The organism is Lysinibacillus sp. FSL K6-0075, assembly GCF_038592945.1.
GTDB lineage: Bacteria > Bacillota > Bacilli > Bacillales_A > Planococcaceae > Lysinibacillus > Lysinibacillus fusiformis_F.
This window is the reverse complement of the sequence record NZ_CP151947.1, coordinates 2,586,241-2,613,240: the sequence shown is the minus strand read 5'-3', so window position 1 is coordinate 2,613,240 and position 27,000 is coordinate 2,586,241. Positions and strand designations below refer to the sequence as shown.

Sequence of the window (27,000 nt, the reverse complement as noted above, 5' to 3'; positions counted from 1 at the left end):
TGACACGTTACATAAAGAGGGCTAATGACAATAGGAAAACGACATTCCACAAAGGAAGGAAACAGTCCTTAATGGACGAGAATACGTGATGAATTCCTAGTATGAAGAAGAGATTCAAATAATTAGTAGAAAGGTAGGAAAGTGTATGAACCCAACATCCGTTTCACTGAATGTGCGTGATTTACTTTCGCCCACCATAGCAGCTTTTATATCAGTTTTAGTTAACTATGGGGGCACTTTTATCCTGGTGTTTCAGGCTGCCAAGGTTGCTGGTCTAAGTCCAGAAATGACCGCATCATGGATATGGTCGATTTCCATTGGTGTGGGGGTGACGGGTATCTGGCTCAGTTACCGATACCGTGAACCCATTATTACAGCTTGGTCAACACCGGGCGTGGCGTTTCTTGTTTCGGCTTTGGCGGTTACTCCCTATGCTGAAGCCATTGGTGCTTATATTATTTCTGCAGCAGCATTTGTGTTGTTAGGTTTATCAGGCATGTTTGAACGTTTTGTCCAGCTCATTCCTCCAGGGATTGCCTCGGGTCTGCTGGCAGGTATTTTATTACAGTTTGGTATTTCAGCCTTTGGTGGTGCGAAAGTGGAACCTTTACTTGTCATCGTCCTGTTTACTACGTATATCGTATTAAGACGGTTTACATCTCGCTATGCCATTGTCGGTATGCTAGTCATTGGCTTGATTTATTTGATAAGTATGGGGCGGGTAGACTTCAGCCATATCGAGTTGGCCTTCGCATCTCCTGTTTTTGTTGCGCCAACGTTTTCTCTACATGCATTATTGGGTGTCGCTTTGCCGCTTTTTATTATTACCTTAACGGGACAGTACATGCCAGGCATGTTAGTGTTGCGAAATGATGGATTTAAAACGAGTGCCAATCCGATTTTGATTGTAACAGGATTGGGATCACTCCTGACAGCACCCTTTGGATCGCATGCCTTTAACATAGCAGCGATCACGGCAGCCATCTGTACGGGAAAGGACGCTCATGAGGATTCAACAAAACGTTATATTGCGGGGATTGTCTGTGGCATTTTTTATATAATTGTCGGTGTTTTTGGGGTAACATTGGCTGCGTTGTTTCTAATTCTTCCAGCTACGTTTATTGCAACCTTAGCGGGATTAGCCTTGCTAGGTACAATCGGTAGTAGCCTTGCCAATGCTTTAACAAATCCTATTGGACGCGAAACGGCACTCATTACTTTTTTGGCAACAGCCGCAAATGTTACATTACTAGGAGTCGGTGGTGCATTTTGGGGGCTTGTAGCTGGTTTAGGAGCACATCTATTAATGAATGTGCCATTGCTCAGAAAACAGCAACACATACATGAGGGACAACAAATTAAACAAAGATAAATATAAACTAACAAACATTTAATGACGAAAGGCGGTTTTTAAAATAGATACGAAGAAATCAATAGAAGCCTTCGAAATAGCAAAAAAGCTTATGCCTGGTGGCGTAAACAGCCCAGTGAGAGCATTCCAATCTGTTGGGATGGAGCCGATTTTTATAAGCCATGGGAAAGGCTCGAAAATATATGATATTGATGGCAATAGCTATATAGATTATGTTCTTTCCTGGGGACCATTAATTCACGGGCATGCAGATCAGGAGGTTTCCAGTGCACTTCTTGAAGCCATCAATAGTGGGACAAGTTTTGGATTGCCAACTTTACAAGAAAATAAGCTAGCCACATTAATATCTACTCGCATTCCTTCCATAGAAAAGATTCGAATGGTTAACTCAGGTACAGAAGCGACAATGAGCGCCATTAGACTAGCTAGAGGCTTTACTGGCAAAAATTTGATTGTGAAATTTGATGGAAACTATCATGGACACAGTGATCATCTATTAGTAAAGGCAGGCTCAGGAATTGCTACATTCGGCCTTCCTGATAGTCTGGGTGTACCTTTAGAAATAACTAAACATACAATCTCCATTCCCTATAACAATAGCGAAGCACTGAAGAAAATATTTGATAAATATGGCGCACAAATTGCAGCGGTTATAGTAGAGCCATTTGCAGGCAATATGGCGGGAATACCAGCTAACCCTGAATTTCTCCAAGCAATCCGTTCTTTTACTACAAAATATGGTGGGCTGTTTATACTTGATGAGGTCATGACTGGTTTTCGCATAGATTACCATTCTGCTCAAGGGCTTTATAACATAAAACCAGACTTAACTTGTTTAGGTAAGATCATTGGTGGGGGAATGCCTGTTGGTGCATATGGTGGAAGAAAAGAAATCATGAATCAAATTGCTCCTGAAGGGAATATTTATCAGGCTGGAACCTTATCGGGTAATCCAATAGCGATGGTAGCGGGGTATACCACAATCAATAAATTAAATCATGACAGTTACAACTATATAGAAGCGTTAGCAGATCGACTTATTCAAGGCTTATCAAAAGTAGCTCATAACAATAATATCCCACTTAAAACAACGAAAGCTGGGACGATGATTGGATACGCATTCATCGATCATCCCGTACAAAATTTTGATGATGCTCAAAAAATAGATGTCGAGATGTTTCGTCGTTTTTATAGAGAGATGCTTAAACAGGGTATACTTTTACCTCCTTCTCAATATGAAAGCATATTTATCTCGACTGCTCATTCCATACATGATATTGATAGAACGATTCATGCTGCCGATGTAGCCTTTAAAAGGATAGTATCATGTATTTAAATGATGCAAAGTGTACTAAAAACATCCTATTTCCATTTAATTATCGAATTGATAGTATAATAAGTTTGACTGTACGAAACTATTAATTTTAACAATATCTATTCTAACTGGAAGTGAATTGAATGTTACAAGTTAACCGAGACGATAAAAATCCCATATGGCAGCAGTTGCTTGACCAAGCAATTCATCATATTACAACAGGAAAATGGCCACCAGGCGAGTTACTTCCTCCATCCCGAGAGCTCGCCTTATTAGTAGGTGTTTCACGCTCAACCATACAAATTGTTTATGAGGAATTATTTAGTCGAGGATATACCGTGACAAATTGGCGTGGAGGAACAAGGGTAAGTGAATGGGGATATAAAACCGACTCGCAAGAAAAGGTGATTCCTCAAGGACCATCCACGCCAGCATTACCTTTATTAAACGTAGCAGTTGATGAATTAAACAGCTGGTTTAGAGGTAAAGCAAATCAAAATGTCGCAATCGATTTTTGCCCCCATGAGCCGTATTTGGACGAGCAATTTCGAAAAATTTGGCGACAATCGTTTTTACAGGCTTCAGCAGAAACCGATTTGACCAATTGGGGTTATGGCAACGCTTATGGTTTTACACCGCTACGTGAACAGATTCAACGTTACCTGACATTTGAAAGAGGTGTTCATGTAGATATTGACCAAATCATCTTAACCTCTGGTGCACAGCATAGCATCGATCTCATTGCCCAAGCCCTTTTAAAGGAAGGAGAAACAGTTTCTGTTGAAGATCCGGGCTTTCCTGCTGCCTGGATGACCATGAAATATCGGGGTATGAATGTTGTTGCTGTACCCGTGGATGAGTATGGCGTACAAGTAGAGCATATTGATCCACAAACCAAACTCATTTTTGTTACGCCTTCTCACCAATGTGCGGTTGGTGTCATTATGTCTGAGCCACGCAGACAACAATTGCTGCAAAAGTCTGCAAAGGATCAATTTTGGATTGTAGAAGATGATTATGATGGTGAATTTAGGTATCGTGGTGGTCCGCTTCCTACCTTGTTTAGCCAACAACCCCAAAACACATTGTATATGATGAGTTTTTCCAAAATGGTTGCTCCTGGCATACGAATTTCTGCCGTGATTGGTCCAAAAGATGCCATTCGCCAACTTGCGCAAGTCCAACAATTAACCTATCGACATCTTCCCATTATGGAGCAATTAACGCTTGCTCATTTTATTGAGCACGGTCATTTTATGCGTCATATGAGGAGAGCAAGAAATGTATATCGACGTAGACATGAAGCGATGACGAAGGCGATTATGGCAACAGGACTAGCCGAACGTTTCAAGCTAAGTGGCATTGAAACGGGTTTGCATATGCTTCTTGAAGCGGAAGAGTCGTTTGATGAAGAAGCGATGACGAACCTCGCACTCGAAAATGGGATACGTGTTTATCCACTTAGCAAGTATTGCTTAGAAAATAATCGAAAAGGATGGGTACTTGGTTTTGCTAAAATGGATGAGCAAGCAATTGAAGAAGGCATTGTTCGTCTTGCAAAAATCCTCTTGCAAGAAACGTAATCTAATTTTAGAAATTTTAAATATGGTCAGTGAAGCCAATGCAGAATACCAATCAGCAGAACTTGAAGAATTAATCAAAAAAATAGCTGAGGCAATAAAACAAAATAAATGGATGATTCATTATGGTGTTTAATTTTTGTCAATACATACAGGTAAGGGGAAAAGGCGATTGTTCAAGTAGAGCAATCGCTTCTTATTATTAACGGGAGATGTCTTGAAATGACAGTTTCCTAAAAAAATTCAAAAATTTTGAACGAAATGAAACAATACAGAGTCTAATGAGGGAAGGAGGCGAAAAAAGATGAAATTTGAATTAGAGCAGCGTGCTATACGTGGAGATCAAGAAGCGATACTTTCACTTATTGAAATGGATGAGGATATTTTATATCGCATGGCCTTTACATATATGAAAAATGAGCAAGACACGATGGACGTGATGCAGGAGCTTGTTTACAAGGCACTCAAAAAAATGCATACCGTTCAACAGTACGAATATGCCAGAACTTGGCTTGTGCGCGTCTTAATCAATTGCTGTAAAGACCATTTACGAAAACGTACACCGACTGTTCAGATTGAGGAACATCACCTATCTGAATGGGTCATCTATTCAGATATGGAGAGATTATTGGAACATTTATCTTTGTCAGAGCAGCAACTCGTCTATATGAAATATTTCCAACAACTTAAAAATAAAGAAATTGCTGAGCTAAATCAAATTCCTGAGGGAACTGTAAAGTCGAAGCTTCATCACATTTTAAAGAAGCTTAGAAGCTTTGCTAGAGAAAAGGAGGACTGGCTATGAGTAAACCATTGATTGACGTTCCAAAGGAGAAATTGCAACAAGTTCGCATGGACATGTTCCGGAAAGTTCAACGAGAAAAAAGAAGAAAGAAGCGCATTGTTTCGGCTACATTCATCACCATGCTTTGCCTAAGCCTTCTCTTTTCGATTCGCGTCTCGCCAACGATTGCTAGCCAAGTTGCCAAAATACCTGGCTTTCAAGCCATTGTAACAGCGATTGCAATAGATAAAGGAATAGAAGATATTGTAGATCATGAATACTATGAAGAAATCAATGTGACGCAATCTAGAAAAGGTCTAGCACTTACATTGCAGGGCGTGGTTGCCGATAATTCGGGATTTGTATTGTTCTATGACGCTGATGCCTCATTTGATATTTCAAAATTAAACTTAGAGAAAGTTCAATTGTTTCAAGGAGATGAGGAGATTGAATGCGGCTGTACGTTTACGATGAATGCAAGCAATCAAACATACATCTCTTCATCAGTGAATTATAATTTTTTAAAGCCTATCGCCTATACTTCCAAGGATTTTAAAGCAGTTTTTCACTTTCATGATGAAGAGAAAGGTAACATTAAAATATCTTTACCGTTTTCACTGAAAAACGAGATCGCAAAGGAGAAAATTTTTACTGCGAATCGTACGATCGAAGTCAATGGGCAGAGATTTACGATTACACAAATTCGCCGTTCGCCATTAAAAGTGGCACTCGATATTGAGGTAGCCAAAGATAATACAATGCAACTATTAGCGCTGGATGATGTTGCCGTCATGACAGAAAGCGGTGAGCGTAGAGATAGTATTAGAAATGATATTTCAACAGGTGGAGATATTCGAGATGGCAAATTTACGCTCTATTTGCAAAGTAACTATTTCGATGATCCAGCGTCATTGACGGTTATGATTGGCGCAGTTCAAGCTGTGCCAAAGGGTGAGGATTTTATCGAAGTTGATTTTGGCACAAAAGAAATACTCACAAAGCCTACTTATTTTAAGGGGGACATTTCAATAGTGAAGCAAAATGTAGCAGTTAAGATGAATAAAAATAATGAAGGCAAATTATTAATGCTCTCTGATGCCATAAAAGAAGATGGTACGCCGTTAGAATTCAAAGGTGTGACGATTTCTCGAGATGAGCAGTATGTAGTGGAGACATCACAATTTGAAGAATATAATGGAAAAGCTAAACTATATTTGAACTATTACACGAATCCGATTGGGGAAAATATTGAAGTAAACATTCCATTGCAATAAAATGCAGCTGTTCAAAAAGACGAACCTTTTTGAACAGCTGTTTTGCTATTAGACTAAAGAGGAGCTTCCTTCAAGTATGGAGTAGAATCTTTTTCTACTTAATAGTAGTGCTATTTAGTTGAAGAAGGGGATTTTATTATATGTAGAGAAATAAGATAGTAAAAATCCTTACTAGATGGAGTGTACTCAATGCAACCAATACTTATCGATGAAATTCCAAGTGAAATTAAAGAATATCTTAACAAAATTTATTCTATAAGGTTTCCACGGCAAGGTTATAGCTCTGATGTTGGATTAATTGAAAATAACCAAGGATTTTATGCATTGAAAAGGACAAAGGGAGAATTATTTTGTTCTTGGTTGAATAGAGAAATAGCTGTATTAAACTGTTTGACTAATCAAACCAAACTACCTGTTCCAAAAGTGAAGAAATTTGTTAAACAAGAAAACCATAGGAATTCCTGGGCTCTCCTTGAGTTTTTAGAGGGGGAAACACTAAGGACGGCTTTATTTGGCGAGAAAAATAAAGCGAAGCGGCAAGAAATGATATTTAACTTTGGTGCACTCCTATTTCAAATCCATACAACCCCATGTCCCAAAGAGCTAATTTGTGAACGAAAATGGATTGATCAAATGCTAAATCAAGCTGAATATAATTTGAAAAATTATAAAGTGGATGGAAATGAGAAATTATTAGAATACATTAAAACAAATAAACCTAACTTCTATAAACAAACTTTAATTCATGGCGACTTTACAATTGATAATGTTTTAGTTTCCAATGGAGTCATTACAGGAGTAATTGATTGGGGAAGCGGAGCTTATGGTGACCCAAGGTATGACATATCATTGGCTATACGCCCAAAGCCCAATGCTTTTGAACATGAAATAGATAAAGCCATTTTTTTTGAAGGGTATGGGGAAAAGATTATTGATGATAACGTATATGATTATTTTGTAAATGGGTTATATGAATTCTTTTAATGTTTTGTTATTGAACTACCGAGGTGCTTTACTTCAAGTATGGAGTAGAGCCTTTTTTATTTAAGCTATCGGTGCTAATTAATTCAATTATATGTTAGTATGTAATGGTGTGAATTCCCTATTTTATCCAAAATAAGATGATAATTGTATGAATGGCATAACTAAAAAGAAGCTTGTGGAAGGAGGTTTGCAAAGGTGTTTAAAAACACTTGGAAAGGTGTATTTATTATATATTTATTCATATTGTTTATTTTTGTAGTGATTAAGTTCGATGGAAATATAATGAGCGTCATCAATACTATACAAATGAATAAATCACGAGGAACAAGTGTAAACCTAGTTCCTTTTAGAACAATTGGCGCTTATCTAAGCGATATACAATATGGCGTTTATTTAATAAACATCCTAGGCAATATTATTCCTTTTATACCAATGGGATTTCTCCTACCTATGGCCTTTCCAATCCAAAGAAATTTAACGAGAACCATGTTTACTTGTTTCTTGTTAATAGCTAGCATAGAGAGTTTCCAATTACTAAGCTATTTAGGAAGTTTTGATATTGATGATTTTATTTTGAATTTCTTTAGTTGTTTTATAGGGTTTATGCTATTTATAACATACCAAAAAGTAGTTGCTAGTAAATAGACTTTGCTAGTTGCTCATTTAGAGCTATCGCTTCTTATGCTAACGAAGCAGGCTAGTTGGACAAGGAATTATTGTAACTGAATAGGACAAACTAAGATTTCACTAGGCTCATAAATTGTATTGGCTTGATTTTGGTGTAAAAAGGAGACATATTGATGAAGAAAATAATGCTACTTACATTATGGCTACTCTTTGCAATTAGCTTTAGTCCAATATTGGTCCATGCTAGCGAGAACCAGAAAGAAGACATAATGAAAATTGTTAGCAGATTTATGCCATTGAATGCGTCCCTTATAAGTCCTAAAAATTCTTACCCCACATTGCCAATTCAACTCTATGACTTTGATCAAGATGGACAGAAAGAAATAATATTTACATTTAAAATGAAAGCAAAAAATCAACCATCTCCTTTCCAGTTTGGATCAATCGTGCTAAAAAAGGACAATGCTGATTGGCGAAAAGTGTTGGAAACAAAAATTCAAGGGATAGATTTGGATTTTTCAGGTTTGGCAGATATTACAGGTGATGGGAAAAAGGAATACTTATTCGGTGTTACAATTGGTGCAGCGGCAGGAAGCGAACTTGAAATTTATCAATGGATTGATAATGCATTCAAAAAATTTGCTGATGCTCCTTATCATAAAATGGATTTTGTGAATGAAAAACAAAAAGTTGGTCTAGCAATTTGGCAAATGTATATGGGCGATAGTTATTTGGTGAATGTACTAAAATGGAATGATGACAAGTTGCTCTATAACGAAGAATTATATTCTAAATACTATCCAGTAATCGAAAAATTTTATAAAGATAAAATTTCAGAAATGGATGCCTGGTTTTACTGGTATTGCCTTGCAGATGCCCAAATTAAAGCAAATAAATTTGAAGAAGCTTCTAAATCTATTCAAAAAGGGATCTCGTTAGCTAAAAAATCATCTCTACAAGAAGCGGTGCAAGATTTTCATGATTTAGCTGAAAGGCTAGAGAACAAGAGTAATTAAACGAAAGCTTCTTCAACAAACAGGAGCAATCATTAAAAAGGGCAGAGTCATTTGACAGTAGCAACGTTTCTATCTCCTGCTAAGTTGTTATTAAGGATATTTTTTAAGGAGAATAAAATGGATGGGGGAATTTGTTTAATAAAAACACTCATTACGCTTATTGTATATAATGAGTCAAAGGGGAAGGGATAGCCAGTAAGAAATCGTTTTGAAAAGAGGGCGTTAAATGGAAAGTTTTTTCTTTATACTAATAGGCTTTTTGATCGTTAGTGCAAATGTGATTGGGTTTCTATTTTTCAAAAAAAAGAAAAATCTATATCATGCTGCTTTCATCATTTTACTACTAGCAGGTGTATTTGGTGGACTAGGAAGTGTATTAGCACTAATTATTATTCGTGATCCCTTTGCGTTATTCTATGGATTGAACATTGCCTACTATTTACTCATTAATAGTTTTATTGTACTTCTTCTTGCGATTTTAGTTACGATCATTAAAAAATATACTAGTAGTAGCATCGTGTGACTAACGATCGTGGTGCGTGAGCATTGAGTTGTTTATGAACGAATTACTATTAATATCATTTTGTTAGGTGGGACGCTATGCATAACTTGTCAGGAAAGGTTATTCTTATCACAGGTGCAAGCTCTGGGATTGGATTTGCCACAGCTGAGCTAGTAGCAAAACAAGGGGCTAAAGTAATTATCAATTATCATACAAATGTGGAAGGTGCCAATGAAGCTGTCAAACGAATTCAAGAAAAAGGTGGAGACGCCATTGCTATTCAAGCTAATATTGTGAATAAAGAAGACGTGAACGCAATGGTTGAGCAAGCTATTTCTTCATTCGGCACGATTGATGTCTTAGTGAATAACGCTGGAGGCGGCATTCGTCAAAGTACTTTTATGGAAATGAGTGAAGAGCTATGGGAAGAAACGTTCAAACTAAATGTCAACAGTGTGCTCTTATGCTCTCAAGCTGTATTAAGACATATGATTCCGAAGAAATGCGGAAAAATTATTAATGTCTCTTCTGCAGCTGCACGTATTGGTGGGGCAGGGGAAAGTATTCATTATGCATCTGCTAAGGGAGCTATCAATACAATGACGATTGGCATGTCCAGAGAATTAATTGAATATGGAATTATCGTTAATGGGGTAGCACCTGGAATGGTAGAAACACCCTTTCACGATAAATTTGCTCCTGGCGACAATCGACTTGAACGGATGGCTTCCTCTGTACCAATTAAAAGAGCTGCAGCGGCTAAAGAGATAGCGGAAGTAATTGCCTTCCTTTCTTCCGATGCCTCAAATTACATCCTTGGAGAAATTATAAATGTGAGTGGCGGTAGATAAATAAAAAATATGCAAAGTATTATTGCTAAAATTGTTCGTCTATTCTATTAACAGTAGCTATTTCTAACGTAAATTGCGAATTCAAAACAAGCTCTGCCTTTTATGTCCTTAAATTTCGGATATAAAGGGTAGGACTTGTTTTCTGCATGTATGTAAATTTATTTTATTAAATCCGTGACAACTTGAACAATTAAAAACAAAAAAATGATGGGTAAAATCATTTGAATCCATTTTGTTTGGATGTACGGAATAATTTTTAAGCCTAAGAAAGAGCCAGCAATAGAGCCAAGTGAAACTGGAATAGCAATTCCCCAATTAACAAGACCAGTAAAGTAATAAAAAAGAAAAGCACCTGTACAGCTTGACAAAGAGGTCATTCTTGTTAATTCGACTGCTTTTAAATAAGAGTATTGTTTTTTCAAGAAATAGGTTATATTCATAAGAGCTGAGCCTGGTCCAAAGCCTCCGTCATAAATTGAAATTGCAAATGGAATGAGCTTATTCAAAGGTTGTTCCTCTGTTTCTTTTACATCTTTGACAATCCATTTATTACTGCAAAGTACAATCATAAATGCGAAAATTAAGCTTATACACGCGACTACATTCATGATTTGTTCCGATAAGAGGATTGCTAATAATGCACCAAGTACACCTCCTAAACTAGAAACGATCATGAAAGAAAAATATTTTTTTACAGATAAACGTCCTTTTATGACAAACGAAACAACATTTGATAGGGCTGATAAACCTGTCGCAAATTTATTAACGGCGACCGTTGTATGAATTGGAATGCCAACGAGTAATAATGAAGGCATCAAAATAAAGCCTGCTGCACCAAACAAAACGCCAATTATGGCTGCGAGTAAACCAATTGTAAATAAAATCATTCCTTTTACTGATAACCATTCCTGTAGTAAAATTTCCATTCAATCACCTCTATACTTAAATTACTGATAAACTATACATAAAACAAATATATAATTATTGCTTATTCATAAATTAAATTTATGGATAGAAAGGTGTGAATGGAATGAATTTACATGCATTGAGGATCTTTACGAATGTAGCCAAGCTTGGTGGCATTACTGCAGCAGCGAATAGTATGCTACTTAGTCAACCTGCTGTCACCATTCAAATTCGAAAATTAGAGAATGAAATAGGGGCTAAATTGATTGAAGGCAAAGGACGTGGAATTCAATTAACGCCAGAGGGGAAGTTTTTATACGAGCAAGGCATGCGTTTATTTTATTTAGAAGCACAAATTGATGAGAAGCTCGGTAAATTTTTAGCAAAGGAAGATAAAATACATATTGCGTCCTCTTACATCCCTATTAATTATATACTTCCGCCTATCATAGCTAAGTACAAGCTTGCTCATCCTCAAATTGAATTTTTTGTATCGTTAGGCAATGTTCAATCTGTGGAAGAACAAGTTCTGAATTATGAAGTAGATTTTGGTTTCGTCGTTCAAAGTAAAATTGGCCATACAGATTTACAGTTTGAAAAGGTATTAGACATCCCGTTTTGGTTTATAGTCCATCCTTTACATCCTCTCGCAAATCAAACGGTCTCCATTTATGAATTATCAAACGAAGACTTTATTTATCGGGAACGTGGTAGCTCGACACTCGATTTATTGGAGTCCATTTTTTACACGTTTAATGCGCCTTTACCTAAACTAGGACTTCAAATGCAGGGCTTACATGAATCTATCAAAGTAGTGGAAGCGGGGTATGGCATGACTTTAGCTCCGTCCTATAGTGTGGCCGAAAGTATAACAAACGGGAAACTTGCTCAAGTGTATGTTGAGCAGGCAGCTATTCAGCAAAGTTTATTTATTTGCTCACGAAAATCCGATCTAATCGAGCAACCATTTATGCAATTCTTAAAAACGCATTTAAATGCATTAAACTAACCACTACAATCTTCTTTTGGCATAAATAAGACTTCTCTAAATTTAAGTGAAGAATTTAGAGAAGTTTTATTTTATGATGATTATTAATGCAGAAAATTCAGAAAAATTTTTTATAAAAGTATTTTCCCCTCTATTGAAACAACTGCTGCTCCTGCTACTTCAATAACGGCGTTCTCTCCATCAGGTGTAATCGTCACATAAAGAATCCCTGGTCTATTGATCGTATGTCCTTGACCAATTACTAATTGATGTTTTTCTTGTGGAGCTAGTAGATTCTCTAGATATAAATAACCGCCTAATGCACCGTTTGCTGCCCCTGTAACTGGATCTTCATCAATTCCTATATTTGGACAAAAATCTCTTGTATAAATATCAAATTCCCCATTTGTGTCAAAGGTAAAGAGGTGAGTGGTTGATATGTTAAATTGATTGTTCATCTTTTTAAGCTCGTTTAATTTAGGTTCTGCTTGGTCAATTGCTTGACGGGTTTTAACTGGAACCATAAGATGTGGGACTCCTGTATTCGCTATTTTTATTGGATAGCTATCATCAATGTCTGTTTCATGAATTCCTACAAGATCCGCAACGATTTCAGGGCGAATGTCTATACTTTTTACATGGGGGCGTACTTGGGTCATAGACACGCTCGCTAAGTGGTTGTTTTCTGTAATCCATTTTACAGGAATTAGTCCAATGTTCGATTCAAAGGTTATTTTTTCGTCCTTATCAATCCAATTGTACTGATTAGCCATTAACCATGCTGTACCTAACGTAGCATGACCGCAAAAATCAACTTCTTTTGTAGGTGTAAAATATCTTATTTTATAATCTGCATTTTCATTTGTTGATGGTAAAAGAAAGGCTGTTTCCGACAGGTTTAATTCATTGGCTATTTTTAGCATTTCCTCATCTGTTAGGTTTTCTGCATGCGGTATAACGCCAGCTGGATTTCCTCCAAACGTTTCTGTTGTGAAAGCATCTACATAAAAAAACGCTACCTTTTTATTCATTGCTATCTCCTCCTTCATTCTAAGATTATTGTATTATGATAGAATTAATAAGTAAAATTCATGTTTTTAATCATCAACATGAGGAAGTCGAATGGAAAGTTAAATCTTATACGGAGGTTATATGGTGAACCTTTTGCAAATAGAAATATTCGTCAAAGTAGTCGATATGGGGAATTTCACAAAAGCAGGAGAAATATTGGCTATGACACAATCGGGCATAAGCCATAACATCGCTTCATTAGAGTCAGAACTCGGTATTACACTTTTGAATAGAGGGAGAAATGGCATCTCCTTAACAGATAGTGGAGAGCGAATCATCAAAAATATGAGAAATATTTTATCCGAAGCAGAAAGCATTAAACAAGAAGCCGCTTCTATTTTAGGTATACAAAACGGGAAAATTAACATTGGCAGCTTTTCTAGTTTCGCCTCAAAAGTGTTGCCAACGATCATATCAAGGTTTAGAGGAGAGTTTGAAGGAATTGAAATAAACTTTTATGAGGGGAGCTATGAACAAATTACACGTTGGGTAGAAGAGGGGAAAGTGGATATCGGTTTTACATCTTTAAGTCACCCCCTGGCTCATTTGGAGGCTATACCCCTATTAAGAGATCGATTAGTCCTTATAGTACCTAATCATCATCATCTTGCAAAAAATGGACAAGTGAAGGCGGAAGATCTTCAAGGGGAGGCTTTTATTATGCCCCAACTAGGATGTGAAGTGAGTGTCAAGCAATTTTTAAAAGAACAAGAAGTTTCTCCAAACATCCAGTTTAATGTGGAAGAAAATCAAACGATCATTGCAATGGTACGTGAAGGATTAGGCATTACAATCATGCCAGAACTAGCTTTACCCTATAATTTACAAGGTTCCATTGTAAAACCTCTCTTACCCGAACCTTTCCGTGAAATAAGCATCATTACTCGGTCGAAGAAACAATCTCTTCCCGCTGTCAAAGCGTTTATAAAAACAACGATGGATTGTATTAAAGATTTACAGCTATAATATGAATTTTGTGTCCATTGCGATTGTTCGTCATTATTGTCGAAGAACGTAGCTGCATAAGAGCATGTTTATTTGATTTTTTTCAAAACATGCTCTCAAATCAAGGTTATAAAGTTGTCATTATTTAGTAAAGAACACGCCATAAATAGAAGGTAGCGTAGGATTCCCAGTTTTTCCATGGTATCGAGAGCGCTAAAATTTCCTCTTTCATAGGCTTTTGGTTCATATTACGTAATGTTTTTATTGAATTAATCAGACCCACATCATCGATTGGAAAAGCCGTCTGAAACCTTAGGCAGCGCATTAGCACATAGTTGGCTGTCCAAGGTCCGATTCCTCGTATTTTGATTAAGCTTTTTTCTGCCTCTTTAAAATCCATTTTCTTTAATTGTTCCTTCGATAAATCTCCGTTTGCCATTAGTCTTGCAATGCCAATAATATATTCACTTTTTTTAACTGTCATTTTAATAGCTGCTAGGTCAGTAGGTTCTAACTGTGCAATTCGTTCGTACGGAGGGAATACCCAATACTTTTTACCATTCCATTCGATAGAACCGCCAAAGCTTTCTACAAATTGTCTCTTTAAAGAGTAGGCAAAGGCAAGGTTGATTTGTTGCCCTAAAACGCCCCAGCATAACGCTTCAAATAAATCGGGAATGCCGATAACTCGTAATCCATAGAATTTTTGGGCAGGTATTTTAAGTAATGGATCCGCATTTGCCATTTCATAAAATGGCGTTAAATCGTTATCAAGATCAAACCATTCAAGTATATATGTTGCAATTTTTTCCCGCTCCCCCTTTTCAATAGGCCTAGAACCATTTAGGAATTGAACAACCATTTGTTGATTATCGATTACGCTTATCTGTACTAAAGACTGCATTTCTCCAATGGCTATCACTTTTGTGATGATATTGTTCTCTATTTCATACAGGCATTCATTTTTTTCTCTTGTTAAATAGCCTAGATTTGCATGCATATCAAAATTTGCTGGTAAGGTAATGATCATCACATCGTCAACGTCATGCCATATCACTTTTTCATTCTCCTTTTCAACATACACGGTTTGTTAGTTTACTTTATCATAAAAGTAGCTTTACTCATTTTGTTATCTTGCTATTCCATTCTAAACGCCTTATTTTTTTCTATTGATGAGGTTATAGTGTTAGTTATTAAGAAGGCTAAGAAGGGAATAAAAATGGTCCAAGATATTCAAACACGTGTTGGCAGCTTGGAGTGGGATTCCATTCAACATGAACTAGACAAGCAAGGATTTGCAAAGCTTCCAGTAATTTTAACAAAAGAGGAATGTGAATTTTTAATAGGGTTGTATGGTAAGGAAGAGCCATACAGAACGACCATTAATATGACGAGGTATCGCTTTGGGGAGGGGGAATACAAATATTTTTCCTATCCATTGCCTGAAATCATCCAAAGTTTAAGAGAGTCCTTTTATCAAGAATTGGCCAAAACAGCTAATCGATGGTTAGGTTATTTAAAGAAAACAGCACATTTTCCAGCTCAGCTTCAAGATTTTTTGAACACTTGTGAACAATATGAACAAACTAGACCGACACCGTTACTCTTAAAGTATGAAACAGGTGGCTTTAATTGTTTGCATCAAGATTTATATGGCGATGTGTTTTTCCCGTTTCAAGTAGTATTTGTATTAAATCAACGCGAACAAGACTTTTTTGGTGGAGAATCACTCCTAGTGGAACAAATTCCTCGTGCTCAGAGTAGGGGACATGTCATTACATTAGATCAAGGCAGTGCGCTCATCTTTCCTACTAACCATAGACCTGTTCAAGGTAAAAAAGGATATTACAAAAATACGGTTCGTCATGGAGTAAGTACGGTTACTGCTGGAAAACGATATGGTCTTGGTATCATTTTTCACGATTCTAAATAAAAAATTTCAATATCTTGCTATTCCATATTCAGAATTGTACATTGTGAATTTTTAGGGAGTATATTGTAAGGAGAGGTGAGATAAATGCGGGATTGTATTAATGATGAAAATAAAATTTCGAATGATGCAGACATGATGACAGATGAAAAGTGGCAAGCAATTATTAATAATGATACTGCGTACAATAATCAATTTTTCTATGCTGTCAAGTCAACAGGGATATTTTGTAAACCATCCTGTAAATCTCGGGTGCCGAAAAAAGAAAATGTATGTATTTTTGCAAACGCTGAACAAGCACTCCGCGCAAATTTTCGCCCTTGTAAACGTTGCAAGCCAACGAATGAAAATCTGCCTGATAGTGAGTGGGTTGATGTCATCACAGCATACATCGATAAAAATTTCGCAGAAAAATTAACGCTAGAATCGTTAGCAACGATTTGTCATGGAAGTCCCTATCATATGCATCGAACCTTTAAAAAGATTAAAGGCATGACGCCCGCTGCGTATATACAACAAGTTCGCGTACACGCGGCGAAACAGTATTTGATTCAGACAAATAAGGCGATTGGAGAGATTGCCATCTGTGTGGGTATGGCGAACGTGCCCTATTTTATTACTTTATTTAAAAAGAAAACGGGACAGACACCAGCACAATTTCGTCAAATGAGAAAAATGGAGGAAACGAATGATGGAAACAAAGAATAAACCAATACTGTATTGGTCTTTACTAAAGTTTGAGGATTGGCATTTTTATATAGCTTCTACCTCCAAGGGGCTTGTGTTTGTAGGTTCACAGAACAAATCATTCGAGGAATTATTTGAATGGGCGAAGAAACGCTTTCCAGGAAGTCCGCTTGTTGAAGATGAGGAAAAGCTTGAACCCTATGTTATTGAGATCATTCAGTATCTAGAAGGGAAGAGGAAAACCTTTACTGTCCCATTGGCGTATGTAGGTACGCCATTTCAGCTAGCCGTCTGGCAAGCACTTTGTGAAATCCCTTATGGGGAGACGAAATCCTATTCTGACATTGCCCATGCTATAAATAAACCAGCAGCTGTTCGTGCTGTCGGAGCGGCTATTGGGGCTAATCCGGTATTACTTACTATACCGTGCCATCGTGTAACAGGAAAGAATGGCTCTTTAACTGGCTATCGAGGCGGATTAGAAATGAAGAAATTGCTCTTGAACCTTGAAAAGCGAGCTTCATCTAGTAATGAGTAATACTTGTCGCACTTGGAATGGAGGTTCCGTATGAAAAGTGAAATCTTTTATAAAAATCCAAAAACCATTCTGAATAAAGGGACTGGCTTTCTTTCTGGCTATACGCATTCACTCAATCCTTATACAGGCTGTTCATTCGGATGCTCCTATTGTTATGTACGTCAAATGCCTGTATCTCTTTTTCGAGAAGGGGAATGGGGAAGTTGGGTAGATGTTAAAAATGGTGCGGCGAATGTATTAAAAAGGGAGCTCCATCGTGCCAAAGCTAAAGGGCCTGTAACCATTTTTATGTCCTCAAGTACAGACCCGTATCAACCAATAGAGCATAAGGAAAAAGTGACGCGATCTCTACTGGAAGTTATGGTTGAGGATCCCCCTGACTTCCTATTTGTACAGACAAGAAGTCCGCTTGTCAGTCGAGATATGGATTTACTGCGACAATTCAAAGATAAAGTGCGGGTAAGTATGACAGTAGAAACGGATAGGGAGGATATTCGCAAGTATTTTACGCCCTATGCGCCTCCTATTCCAGCAAGGCTTAAAACACTCCAACAGCTTGCTGAATTCGATATTCCTACACAGGTTGCCATCGCACCCGTATTACCAAGCAGCGAGCGTTTTGCAGAAATACTGCGTCCCTTGGTTAACCGCGTATGTATTGACGATTATTTTATGGGGGACGGAAGCGGTGGGAAACGAACACATAGGATGGGTGTACAAGCCTTATATAGCAATCTCGAAATGGAAGATTGGTACCATCCGTCCATCTATCAAATGGTTTATAAACGAATGCGGCAATATTTTTCGGAAGACGAACTTTTCATTAGCCAGAAGGGTTTCGAACCCTAGCGTTATCGCTTTGATAAGAAGGCGACACCATAGTACAGAATGGCAGCCTTCTATTTTTAATCTGAAAACTACTATCATCCTGAATTTTATCTTTATCTAAAAATTTCAAGGTACATTTCTATTTCTTCAATTGAAGTTATAGCGAATTTTTTATTTTTATAACTTATCAAGCCCTCATTTATGCACTGAGCGATGGAGCGATTTAAGCTTCTAATAGGTGCACAGACCTCACTTGATAAAATTTGCTTTGTAAGGTTATCTAAATCACCGATTTTATAATGATTATGTATGCTTAATAAGATACGATCTTTAACTGTTAGCAATGATAATTTTGCCGTAGTATCTGAACTTGAAGTTAATTTTGAAGCAAGTTGTTTCATTATATATAAATTAAAGTTAAAATCGATTTTCATCCATTCATAAACCTTTGTTTTATGGATAGCAATCGTTTCACAATTTTGTTTCGCAATAACACCGAGTGTTTTCACTTTTTCATTAAAAATTTCTATTTCCCCAAAGCAACTATATGAATCATAAATATATAGCGAAAGCATCGCTCCCTCATAGCTTTGTCTATACACCTCTGCCATCCCTGTAGTTAGAATATAAAGATAATTATTTTGTTCATGTGGGTGAATAATGAGGCTTCCTTTCTTGTGGCTTCTATAAATAAATTCTTTCTTAATGTGCGTCGGTGCATCATTCACAATATCTTGAAAATCCAAATTTTCACCTTCTTTTTGCTTTTGGTCATTTGACCTGTTTTCATTATAGATTGAATTATATAATCAGGGCAAATAAGAATTGGAGGTCTTGTTATGAGGAAATTAATTATTGACACAGATACTGGAAGTGATGATGCGGTAGCATTAATTATGGCATTAAAATCAACTAATCTTAAAGTAGAGGCGATTACAACTGTTTGTGGCAATGTCCCAGTTGAATTAGCAACAAAAAATGCTCTAATGACTATCGAGGTTGTTAATGGTCAAAAGCCACCACTTTATGTTGGGGCAGCCAAACCACTTATGCGTGATTTAGTTACAGCTGTTAATGTTCATGGTGAAGACGGAATGGGCGATTGTCATTTAATAAATCCTACCCTTGTGCCAGAAACCATGCATGCGGTAGATGCGATCCTTGAAATGATTAAAAATAACCCTGATGAAATTGAAATTGTAACCATTGGTCCTGTTACAAATATTGCCCTTGCTATTTTAAAAGCACCAGAGACCATGAAAAAGGTAAAGCATATTTACACAATGGGTACTTCTGGCTTTGGCCCTGGTAACACTACACCTGTTGCTGAATTTAATGTGTATGTAGATGCAGAGGCATATAGTATTATGCTCAACTCTGGTATATCGACTACCATCATTGGATTTGATGTATGTTTAGGCGAAGCAGCATGGAATAAGGAAGATATGGATGTATTACTAGCAAGCGGTAAAGAGGAGGCTGTGTTCTCCGTTCAATGTAATCGTTCCTTGCTTGAATATAATTTACAAAGAAGTAATGAACATATGGTTGATTTACCTGATGCCGTAGCAATGGGTGTTGTATTATGGGATGAAATCGTTTTGGAAGACAAGTTATGTTACTGCTATGTGTGTACGACAGAAGCTGCTGCCTATGGTCAAGTGATCATAAATGACGGTAGTAAACTTGCCATTTCGGATGGATTTGCAGGGCACATGCCTAATGCAACAGTTTGTAAGTCTATTGACAATCAGTTATTCAAGAAACGTCTATTAGCATTATTGGTAAGTTAACATGATGGGGTGTGTAAATGAAATTTATAAATTTCGGATCATTAAATATTGATAAAGTTTATACAGTTCCTCACCTCGTTAAAGAAGGAGAAACGTTATCTTCGGTCAGTTATGAGGAATATCCAGGTGGAAAAGGATTAAACCAATCCCTAGCCCTTGCAAAATCTGGTGCCCAAGTGTTTCATGCAGGTAAAATTGGCAGAGATGGTTTGTTTCTAAAACAACAATTAGCATTAGCGGGAGTTAATGTTGAGGGAATAGATGAGGACGGTTTGATCACAGGGCATGCCCTTATTCAAGTAGCGCCTACAGGTGAAAATTGTATTTTGCTCTATGGTGGAGCGAATAAAGAAATAACGGTTGAACAAATTGATCAAGTATTAGAGGACTTCCATGCGGATGATTTTCTAGTTCTACAAAACGAAACAAACTGCTTGGAATACCTAATCAATGCAGCTTATAAAAAGGGGTTAACCATTGCGTTTAATCCTTCTCCGATAAGCGAGGATATTAAGGATTTAGACTTTTCGAAAATTGATTTTCTGATACTGAATGAAATTGAAGGACAAGAAATTAGTGGGGAATGCTCACCTAATAAAATACTCAATCACTTACTATCAATCTATAGTAATTTAAAGATTGTGCTGACTTTAGGTAAAAATGGGGTCATATATAAAGACAATGTACAAGAGCACAAGCAAGAAATCTATAATGTCAAGGTCAAAGACACGACGGCAGCAGGTGATACTTTCTTGGGTTATTTCCTTAGTATGATTTCTCAAAAACCTGATGTTAAATATGCCCTTAACATTGCCTCAAAAGCTGCTTCACTTGCAGTATCAAGAAAAGGCTCCTCTTCTTCTATCCCAATTTTGGCAGAGGTACTCGGTAAAGATTAAATAGTTGATGGAACTTCTTTAGATGTTGTGAAGGATTTAAAAGAAAGTCGTACCATTTTGCCCCTTTAGATATGCTTTATCTAAAGGGGTTTCCTGTATTAAAATCATGTAAGATTATACAATAAATGGGCCATTTAATAGAATACAATAATTATTGGACGCAAGGATTGTGAAGAGTACTTAAACTAACGGCGCAGTATAGTTGAACAACAATATGGGTTTTTGCGGTAAAATAGTAGACGGTTGGTGCATCTTCATCTTTTCAGGAAAATGGGATGGGCTATCGTTTAGTTAGGAGGTAGAGGTTTTGGGTGTTTTGAGTGTCTTGTGGGTTTTTGGTGTTTGGGGTGTTTTGATTTTGTTAGTTGCAATAATTTTATTTTGGTCGGCTGGGTTACCGAAGATTAAAAGTAAAAAGTTATCATTTGTTATGATTAGTTTGGGATTGAATGTAATCGCAACTCCAACGGCTTTATTTATAGGTATAATGGCAACAGCCTCCCCGACCAGCACTACAAATGATTTTTGGACAGGATTTCTCTTCATCCAGGGAATACCACTTTTAATATTAATAATTGGAATCTTAAAATGGTTTATCATTGACAGAAGAAAAAATAAATAAGCATATAAATAGTTTGTGAAGAAATCTACTTAAACTATAGGGGGATTTAGTTTAACAAGAATTATGCTTATAATCTTCCACAATCGGGCGCGCTAGTTGAATAACATAGGTAGAAAAAGTTCATCCTTTTTTATTAAAACCAACTTTAAATCGACTGGATAAGAATCCATTTTGGTCAATCTTTTTTCAAAATGGATCCTTTTAGGAAGTTTATTAAAAAAAACAGAAATTTAACTCTGTTTTTCTACTGGAATACCAAAGACGCGGAATATATAGTCGCTTTCTTGTTCTTTTGTAGCAATATCATTGGCTAGTCCACTTTGTTTTGTGCCTTGAAGATACCACATATCATTATGGTCTTGGTCTACGGATGAAAAATCATCCTGCTGCCAATGACTTAATAGCTCTACATATTTATCTCTGTGTTCGAAATGATCTTTATTTGACTGTACCATTTGGAGTAAAGTTTCAATTCTTTCAGGGGTAATCATAATTGATGACTCTTTTTCATCAGCAATCACCTTTTGATGTGACATTTGCTGAATAACTTCTTGCATGAGATTCTCAACAAAGGGTTCATCTCCACTTTTCCATTCATCAATCTTCTTGGAATATGTAGCATTTTCCCAACCATAATTCGTATCCACAGTTGATACAAACTCTTTCTTATCATTTTCTTTTGAAATCGATTGACCGTTATCTAATTCGCTCTCAACATTTTTAGAAGTTTCGTTGTCATCGTTCTTTTTCATAATCAAAAACGTACCACTTATACTCAATAATGCAGTTAAAACAACTATACCCAAAACATGAATCCTCTTCATTTTTTTACCACCTTTTTAATAATTACCCTAAAATTATCATATAGGTATCACTATGTAAACAGAAGTCCACGACTTAGAGCTAATTAATCCTCTGATACCCTATATGCATGTACGTACATTTTGGTTTTAGGGGAGTAGGGAGTAATTTATCGTTCATAAGAGTGTTATTCGTACAAATTGTGCTACTTATTATTTAAAGTATATTTGCACAATATTTATCCACATAAAATCTGATGTTCCTTACACGTATTTGATGTAATATTGCTAAGGAACGAATATTAAATGTGGCATGTATAGCATAAAAATAACAAAAAATATACGCCATTCTGTACAATATCTCCTCAGCGGAAATAGAAAACTTACTGGTAGTTACACGTAAAAGGACATTTAAGTGTCCTTATTATAAAGCTGCTTGATACATATGAGTATCCTTTCTTTGCTTTCCTCGGATGAGTCCTCATCATCTGGTATAATAGGATATAGATTTTTTAGAACGGAGCAATTGATATGAATGGAGCGCAAAAAGCATTTTTTGAGGAAAAGGAGCGTTCACTTGGAGTTTATCTAAATGATGTGCAGAAGCAGGCGGTATTGCAAACGAGTGGTCCGCTGTTACTTTTGGCATCTCCTGGTTCAGGAAAAACAACAACGATTATTATGCGTATTGGCTATATGATTGAGACGCTTGGTGTGAAGCCTTCTCGCATAAAGGCTGTCACGTTTAGTAAGGCATCGGCAAATGATATGAAGGCACGTTTTGCAAAGTTTTTTCCGCATTTGACACCGATTGATTTCTCAACGATTCATAGTTTAGCATTTCAAGTTGTGCGACAGACACTTGAACGTCAGGGCATTTCGTATGGGATTATGGAAGAAGCGGACAAGCCTGGTGTTATGTCAACAAAACGAGTGCTTCGTGAGATTTTTGAACAATTAAATGGCTCGAAAATTACTGAAGATCAGTTAGACGAGCTACTGACGTACATAACGTTTGTCAAAAATAAAATGCTGCCAGAACAAGAATGGGCAATTGCAGAAGTAAAGGTGCCTAGAAAAGTCGAGATTTTACAGCGTTATGAGGAATATAAACGCACAGGTAGTGACCGTCTGCTCATTGATTTTGACGATATGTTGTTAATGGCGAATGATATTTTTACGAAAAATCGAGAGGTGTTGGCGCAATATCAACGTCGATATGATTTTTATTTAACAGATGAAAGTCAGGATACGTCGCCAGTTCAACATGCGATCATCGAGAAGCTCGTCGCAGTCCATCAAAATTTATGCGTCGTTGCTGATGAGGATCAGGCCATTTATAGCTGGCGCGGTGCAGAGCCCGATTATTTGTTGAATTTCCAAAAGATTTATCCGGAGGCACATGTTTTACTAATGACACAAAACTATCGTTCATCTGCAACGATTGTAGAGCCAGCTAATCTATTTATTCAGCGAAATAAAAAGCGTTATAACAAACAAATGTTTACGCAAAATCCTGCAGCAGAGCCAATCTCGTTTAAAATCCTAGAGAATTACAGCTTACAGGCCAACTATTTAGTGAACCAGTTAAAAAATTTGTCTAAGTGTGGCACAACGGCTGTTTTATATCGAAATAATACGTCAGCTATTCCGCTTATGGACGCCTTAGACAGAGCGGGTTTGCCTTTCTATATGAAGGATTCCTCAATTCGCTTTTTCACGCATTGGGTCGTGGAGGATATTATGAACTTCATGCGGCTAGCGTACAATACAAAAAATATCACGGTATTTGAAAAAGTGTACAGAAAAATGAATGCTTATATTACACCATCGCAATTAAAGGCGCTGCAGAAAGTGCCGGAGGATGGCTGTGTATTCACTCGATTGTTAGAGCATGTGGAGTTAAAGGATTATCAGCCTGAATATATTAAGCGGATTCGCAAAACGTATGATAGTATTCATTTTGATAAAACAACGCCAACAGCCATGCTAGAGCATATCCGTTATGACTTTGGTTATGAGCGTGCCTTAAAGAAAATGAGTGAGGACCTTGGTTTTAATTATGAAAACTTACAAGATATTGTGGATGTACTTGGGTTAATTGCTCGCCATACGTCAACGATGACCGAATTTGCGGGACGTTTGAAATACCTTGAAAATTTAGCACGTACGTCTCATACGAAAAATGAATGGAATGCCATTACACTAACAACATTACACAGTTCAAAAGGCTTGGAATTTGACCATGTGTATTTGATTGATTTAATTGATGGAATTTTACCTAGTGAGAAGGAAGAAGAAATCGAGGAAGAAACAAGACTCTTTTATGTCGGTATCACACGTGCTATTCGCCATTTGGAATTAATTTCATATAGCAAGCGCTTTAAAGCAAGTGTGGTGCCATCGATGTTCATGAAGGCGTTAAAACAAATCGTCTCACCACAGGAATTGCCAAAGAAAGCGTCAAAAAGTACAAAGAAAGCACTAAAGCAATACCGCAATGAGCGGACGATTACAACCGAATCCGCGTTAATCGTTGGCTCAAAAGTAAAGCATGTGATTTTTGGAGATGGCGAAATTTTGGCCGTTACGAGTAGCACGATTAAATTGTCATTTGCTACGGGGATAAAGCAATTTATGACGGATACATGTTTACAGCAAGGCTATTTAGAAGCGGTGGAAGATTAATGCAGCGTATTCGAGTTTTTTTCGAATACGCTTTTATAATAGTGCTAAATAATTTCCTAGCGAACGAGTCGCATATTTTGTTGGAGTCTACTGACTTACATTGAATGACCGAATATGCAACTATACCTAAGGATTTTATACATTTAAAAGTGCTCCCTTTTTAAGAATATTGGTAATAAGACAAGAGTAAACACAACATTTGTTGAGTAACTCTTGTCTTTTTCTATTGTTTGTTGGACAATCAAATATCTTCTAAGCAACTTGATAGTTCTAAAAGATGACATACTCAAGCCATCTTGGAAAATTTGGTTTTAGGTAGTCAGATCTACTTTGTAAAAATATTTAACTTCTATGCAACTAATTACTGATCAAAATACTCTAACGGTATGTAAGGAAAGAAGAGGTGTTAATGATGAAATCTGAATTTCTAGTGAAAAAAGCACAAGAAGGAGATGGAGAAGCGTTTATACAGTTAATAAGGCAATACGAATTGATTCTTTATCGTACCGCAAAGATTTTGGGTCTAAAAGATGAAGATATAGCAGATTTATTGCAAGAGACGGTTTTAACTGCCTTTGAAAAAATAGGTACTTTAAAAGAGGTGAAATATTTTAATACTTGGCTTTGCCGTATCTTATTGAACAATTGTTATCGCTTTATGAAGCAGCATAAGCAGGTTGTATCTCTCGATTCAGATACACTAAATGCATTATCACATCAAGACCATTTACCACTTGAGTTAGACGATGCGTTGAATAGCTTAGATGAAAATTATCGTATTGCATTAACACTGTATTATGTGAATGGGCTAACAACTAAGGAAATTAGTGAGTTACTTCATGAACCCGAAGGCACAATTAAATCGAGAATTTCGAGGGCAAAACAATATTTGAAAAACAACTATTATGTGGAGGAGGCACAATCGCTATGAAAAACAGTGGAGAAGAACGCTTTCAGCAAATGAATAAAGAGCAAGAGTTACCACAATCACTTCGAATAGCTTTTGATCAATCCTACGAACAGATTCGTCAACTATCAAAGAAAAAAACTAAAAAGTCATGGTTTAAGCCTATGGCAGTTGCTGCCGTAGCTACAATTGCGCTAGCTTCAGTGGTTTTGTTAACAAATAATACAGTTTTAGCAAAATTACAAACCTTTTTCAACTTAAAGGATCCTGGGATTGAATTAGCAAGTGATCATGGAGATGTGCAATATGTGGCACAATCACAGCAATCAGAAGATATTACCATAACACTAGAACACTTTTTTGTGGATGCATATCGATTAGCTATGCAGTTCAATATTGAATCGGATCATATGCAAATGTGTGACGTGTATGATATGAACGTGGAATTTCGACTTTATAACGCACAGGGTGAGGAAATAGATGCTTTCGTATCCGATACAAAGCCAATAGCAGGCCCAGGAATTTTTAGTGGCGGTCAGTTCACATTGGAGAATGTAAAAAAACATGCTGTAACATTAGAAATGCTCAGTGTATCTAATGGAGTCGCTGTACCTTCATTAGATGGTGCTGAACTAGTTATTGAAACAATAAATTTAATAGATAAGGATGGAAATGCTAGTTTGATTGATGGCGAATGGGCATTTGATTTAACATCAGCATCGGTTAAAACACAAGTTTTTGTAGGGGGAAATGACGTTCCAGGTCTCGAATTACAACAAGCTGCATTAACAAATGGTTCTATGCAAGTATCTTTTAAAATTGATAATTACGTTGAAAATGAAAATGATATTTTTAAAACAGCATTAGTAAATGAAAAGGGCGAATCCTTCTACGCAAACAGTGCAAATGTTGAATACTTAGAAAAAGAACAACAAACAATCATTAGTTTAGTTTTCCCTTACAGCATATGGAATGAACAGCAAGATCTTTCATTAGCTGTAAAAGGCTATAAAAAGTTAAGATTAGTCGAGAAAAAATAAAAAAGAAACAACAACTTCATGAACCATAGTGAAATGCCTGAAATACGTTAGTT

The 27,000-nt window shown here is 36.7% G+C and carries 28 protein-coding genes; 23 read left to right on the top strand and 5 right to left on the bottom strand.

The genetic code is table 11. The features are described 5' to 3' along the window. Window positions 1-145: 145 nt before the first annotated feature. From MHB65_RS12830 to MHB65_RS12780, 11 genes are all read left to right on the top strand, one after another. Complete coding sequence (locus MHB65_RS12830; protein WP_342440584.1) at window positions 146-1,372, top strand: benzoate/H(+) symporter BenE family transporter; 1,227 nt, start codon at window positions 146-148, stop codon at window positions 1,370-1,372. A 43-nt stretch (window positions 1,373-1,415) separates the two neighbouring features. Continuing rightward, window positions 1,416-2,708 (top strand): glutamate-1-semialdehyde 2,1-aminomutase, encoded by a 1,293-nt coding sequence (hemL, locus tag MHB65_RS12825; RefSeq protein ID WP_342443737.1) that lies wholly within the window; start codon window positions 1,416-1,418, stop codon window positions 2,706-2,708. Between the two features lie 122 nt (window positions 2,709-2,830). Next, window positions 2,831-4,270: a PLP-dependent aminotransferase family protein gene (locus MHB65_RS12820; protein WP_342440583.1), complete on the top strand. Its 1,440-nt coding sequence runs from the start codon at window positions 2,831-2,833 to the stop codon at window positions 4,268-4,270. After that, window positions 4,221-4,403, top strand: a complete 183-nt coding sequence (locus MHB65_RS12815) for a hypothetical protein (RefSeq protein ID WP_342440582.1) — start codon at window positions 4,221-4,223, stop codon at window positions 4,401-4,403. Before MHB65_RS12820 ends, MHB65_RS12815 begins: the two co-directional genes overlap by 50 nt. A 168-nt stretch (window positions 4,404-4,571) precedes the next feature. Further along, a complete protein-coding gene (locus MHB65_RS12810; RefSeq protein ID WP_342440581.1) occupies window positions 4,572-5,072 on the top strand; it encodes a sigma-70 family RNA polymerase sigma factor in 501 nt (166 codons plus the stop codon). Continuing rightward, window positions 5,069-6,325, top strand: coding sequence for a DUF4179 domain-containing protein (locus tag MHB65_RS12805; RefSeq protein WP_342440580.1), 1,257 nt, complete (start codon window positions 5,069-5,071; stop codon window positions 6,323-6,325). The genes MHB65_RS12810 and MHB65_RS12805 overlap by 4 nt, the downstream gene beginning before the upstream one ends. Window positions 6,326-6,514: 189 nt before the next feature. Next, window positions 6,515-7,309 carry an aminoglycoside phosphotransferase family protein gene (locus MHB65_RS12800; RefSeq protein ID WP_342440579.1) on the top strand — a complete coding sequence of 265 codons (795 nt, stop codon included), beginning with the start codon at window positions 6,515-6,517 and terminating at the stop codon, window positions 7,307-7,309. A 195-nt stretch (window positions 7,310-7,504) separates the two neighbouring features. Then, window positions 7,505-7,954, top strand: a complete 450-nt coding sequence (locus MHB65_RS12795; protein ID WP_342440578.1) for a VanZ family protein — start codon at window positions 7,505-7,507, stop codon at window positions 7,952-7,954. A gap of 155 nt (window positions 7,955-8,109) precedes the next feature. Beyond that, a complete protein-coding gene (locus MHB65_RS12790; RefSeq protein ID WP_342440577.1) occupies window positions 8,110-8,952 on the top strand; it encodes a hypothetical protein in 843 nt (280 codons plus the stop codon). 226 nt (window positions 8,953-9,178) lie between these two features. Next, on the top strand, window positions 9,179-9,475 hold the full coding sequence (locus MHB65_RS12785) for a 3-isopropylmalate dehydrogenase (protein WP_342440576.1): 297 nt from the start codon (window positions 9,179-9,181) through the stop codon (window positions 9,473-9,475). A gap of 77 nt (window positions 9,476-9,552) precedes the next feature. Further along, entirely contained in the window at window positions 9,553-10,305 is a 753-nt protein-coding gene (locus tag MHB65_RS12780) for a glucose 1-dehydrogenase (protein WP_342440575.1), read from the top strand. A gap of 158 nt (window positions 10,306-10,463) precedes the next feature. On the opposite strand, the gene MHB65_RS12775 is transcribed toward MHB65_RS12780, so the two are convergent. After that, complete coding sequence (locus MHB65_RS12775; protein WP_342440574.1) at window positions 10,464-11,231, bottom strand: sulfite exporter TauE/SafE family protein; 768 nt, start codon at window positions 11,229-11,231, stop codon at window positions 10,464-10,466. Between the two features lie 104 nt (window positions 11,232-11,335). Between MHB65_RS12775 and MHB65_RS12770 the strand changes: the two genes are divergently transcribed. Beyond that, a complete protein-coding gene (locus MHB65_RS12770) occupies window positions 11,336-12,220 on the top strand; it encodes a LysR family transcriptional regulator (protein WP_342440573.1) in 885 nt (294 codons plus the stop codon). 110 nt (window positions 12,221-12,330) lie between these two features. On the opposite strand, the gene MHB65_RS12765 is transcribed toward MHB65_RS12770, so the two are convergent. After that, entirely contained in the window at window positions 12,331-13,230 is a 900-nt protein-coding gene (locus MHB65_RS12765; protein ID WP_342440572.1) for a PhzF family phenazine biosynthesis protein, read from the bottom strand. A gap of 121 nt (window positions 13,231-13,351) precedes the next feature. Here MHB65_RS12765 and MHB65_RS12760 point away from each other — a divergent pair, with 121 nt between their 5' ends. Then, window positions 13,352-14,236 carry a LysR family transcriptional regulator gene (locus MHB65_RS12760; RefSeq protein ID WP_342440571.1) on the top strand — a complete coding sequence of 295 codons (885 nt, stop codon included), beginning with the start codon at window positions 13,352-13,354 and terminating at the stop codon, window positions 14,234-14,236. A gap of 124 nt (window positions 14,237-14,360) precedes the next feature. Here MHB65_RS12760 and MHB65_RS12755 read toward each other — a convergent pair whose 3' ends face one another. Beyond that, window positions 14,361-15,272 carry a DNA-3-methyladenine glycosylase gene (locus MHB65_RS12755; RefSeq protein WP_342440570.1) on the bottom strand — a complete coding sequence of 304 codons (912 nt, stop codon included), beginning with the start codon at window positions 15,270-15,272 and terminating at the stop codon, window positions 14,361-14,363. A gap of 162 nt (window positions 15,273-15,434) precedes the next feature. Here MHB65_RS12755 and MHB65_RS12750 point away from each other — a divergent pair, with 162 nt between their 5' ends. The 4 genes from MHB65_RS12750 (at window position 15,435) to MHB65_RS12735 (ending at window position 18,219) form a co-directional block, all read left to right on the top strand. After that, entirely contained in the window at window positions 15,435-16,148 is a 714-nt protein-coding gene (locus MHB65_RS12750) for a 2OG-Fe(II) oxygenase (RefSeq protein ID WP_342440569.1), read from the top strand. 84 nt (window positions 16,149-16,232) lie between these two features. Continuing rightward, window positions 16,233-16,853 carry a bifunctional transcriptional activator/DNA repair enzyme AdaA gene (locus MHB65_RS12745; RefSeq protein ID WP_342440568.1) on the top strand — a complete coding sequence of 207 codons (621 nt, stop codon included), beginning with the start codon at window positions 16,233-16,235 and terminating at the stop codon, window positions 16,851-16,853. After that, complete coding sequence (gene adaB, locus MHB65_RS12740; protein WP_342443736.1) at window positions 16,837-17,370, top strand: methylated-DNA--[protein]-cysteine S-methyltransferase; 534 nt, start codon at window positions 16,837-16,839, stop codon at window positions 17,368-17,370. The genes MHB65_RS12745 and adaB overlap by 17 nt, the downstream gene beginning before the upstream one ends. A 30-nt stretch (window positions 17,371-17,400) precedes the next feature. Next, entirely contained in the window at window positions 17,401-18,219 is an 819-nt protein-coding gene (locus MHB65_RS12735; RefSeq protein ID WP_342440567.1) for a radical SAM protein, read from the top strand. 92 nt (window positions 18,220-18,311) lie between these two features. On the opposite strand, the gene MHB65_RS12730 is transcribed toward MHB65_RS12735, so the two are convergent. Next, window positions 18,312-18,944 carry a Crp/Fnr family transcriptional regulator gene (locus MHB65_RS12730; protein WP_205443652.1) on the bottom strand — a complete coding sequence of 211 codons (633 nt, stop codon included), beginning with the start codon at window positions 18,942-18,944 and terminating at the stop codon, window positions 18,312-18,314. A 93-nt stretch (window positions 18,945-19,037) separates the two neighbouring features. On the opposite strand from MHB65_RS12730, the gene MHB65_RS12725 reads away from it, so the two are divergent. From MHB65_RS12725 to MHB65_RS12715, 3 genes are all read left to right on the top strand, one after another. After that, window positions 19,038-19,991: a nucleoside hydrolase gene (locus MHB65_RS12725; protein ID WP_342440566.1), complete on the top strand. Its 954-nt coding sequence runs from the start codon at window positions 19,038-19,040 to the stop codon at window positions 19,989-19,991. A gap of 17 nt (window positions 19,992-20,008) precedes the next feature. Further along, complete coding sequence (locus MHB65_RS12720) at window positions 20,009-20,890, top strand: ribokinase (protein WP_342440565.1); 882 nt, start codon at window positions 20,009-20,011, stop codon at window positions 20,888-20,890. 307 nt (window positions 20,891-21,197) lie between these two features. Continuing rightward, a complete protein-coding gene (locus MHB65_RS12715; RefSeq protein ID WP_342440564.1) occupies window positions 21,198-21,512 on the top strand; it encodes a hypothetical protein in 315 nt (104 codons plus the stop codon). 230 nt (window positions 21,513-21,742) lie between these two features. Here MHB65_RS12715 and MHB65_RS12710 read toward each other — a convergent pair whose 3' ends face one another. Continuing rightward, complete coding sequence (locus MHB65_RS12710) at window positions 21,743-22,336, bottom strand: DUF6241 domain-containing protein (protein WP_342440563.1); 594 nt, start codon at window positions 22,334-22,336, stop codon at window positions 21,743-21,745. Window positions 22,337-22,843: 507 nt separating this feature from the next. Here MHB65_RS12710 and MHB65_RS12705 point away from each other — a divergent pair. From MHB65_RS12705 to MHB65_RS12695, 3 genes are all read left to right on the top strand, one after another. Next, window positions 22,844-25,000, top strand: a complete 2,157-nt coding sequence (locus MHB65_RS12705; RefSeq protein WP_342440562.1) for an ATP-dependent helicase — start codon at window positions 22,844-22,846, stop codon at window positions 24,998-25,000. Window positions 25,001-25,409: 409 nt separating this feature from the next. Then, a complete protein-coding gene (locus MHB65_RS12700; protein WP_342440561.1) occupies window positions 25,410-25,931 on the top strand; it encodes a sigma-70 family RNA polymerase sigma factor in 522 nt (173 codons plus the stop codon). After that, entirely contained in the window at window positions 25,928-26,947 is a 1,020-nt protein-coding gene (locus tag MHB65_RS12695) for a DUF4179 domain-containing protein (RefSeq protein ID WP_342440560.1), read from the top strand. The genes MHB65_RS12700 and MHB65_RS12695 overlap by 4 nt, the downstream gene beginning before the upstream one ends. The last annotated feature ends 53 nt before the right edge of the window (window positions 26,948-27,000 follow it).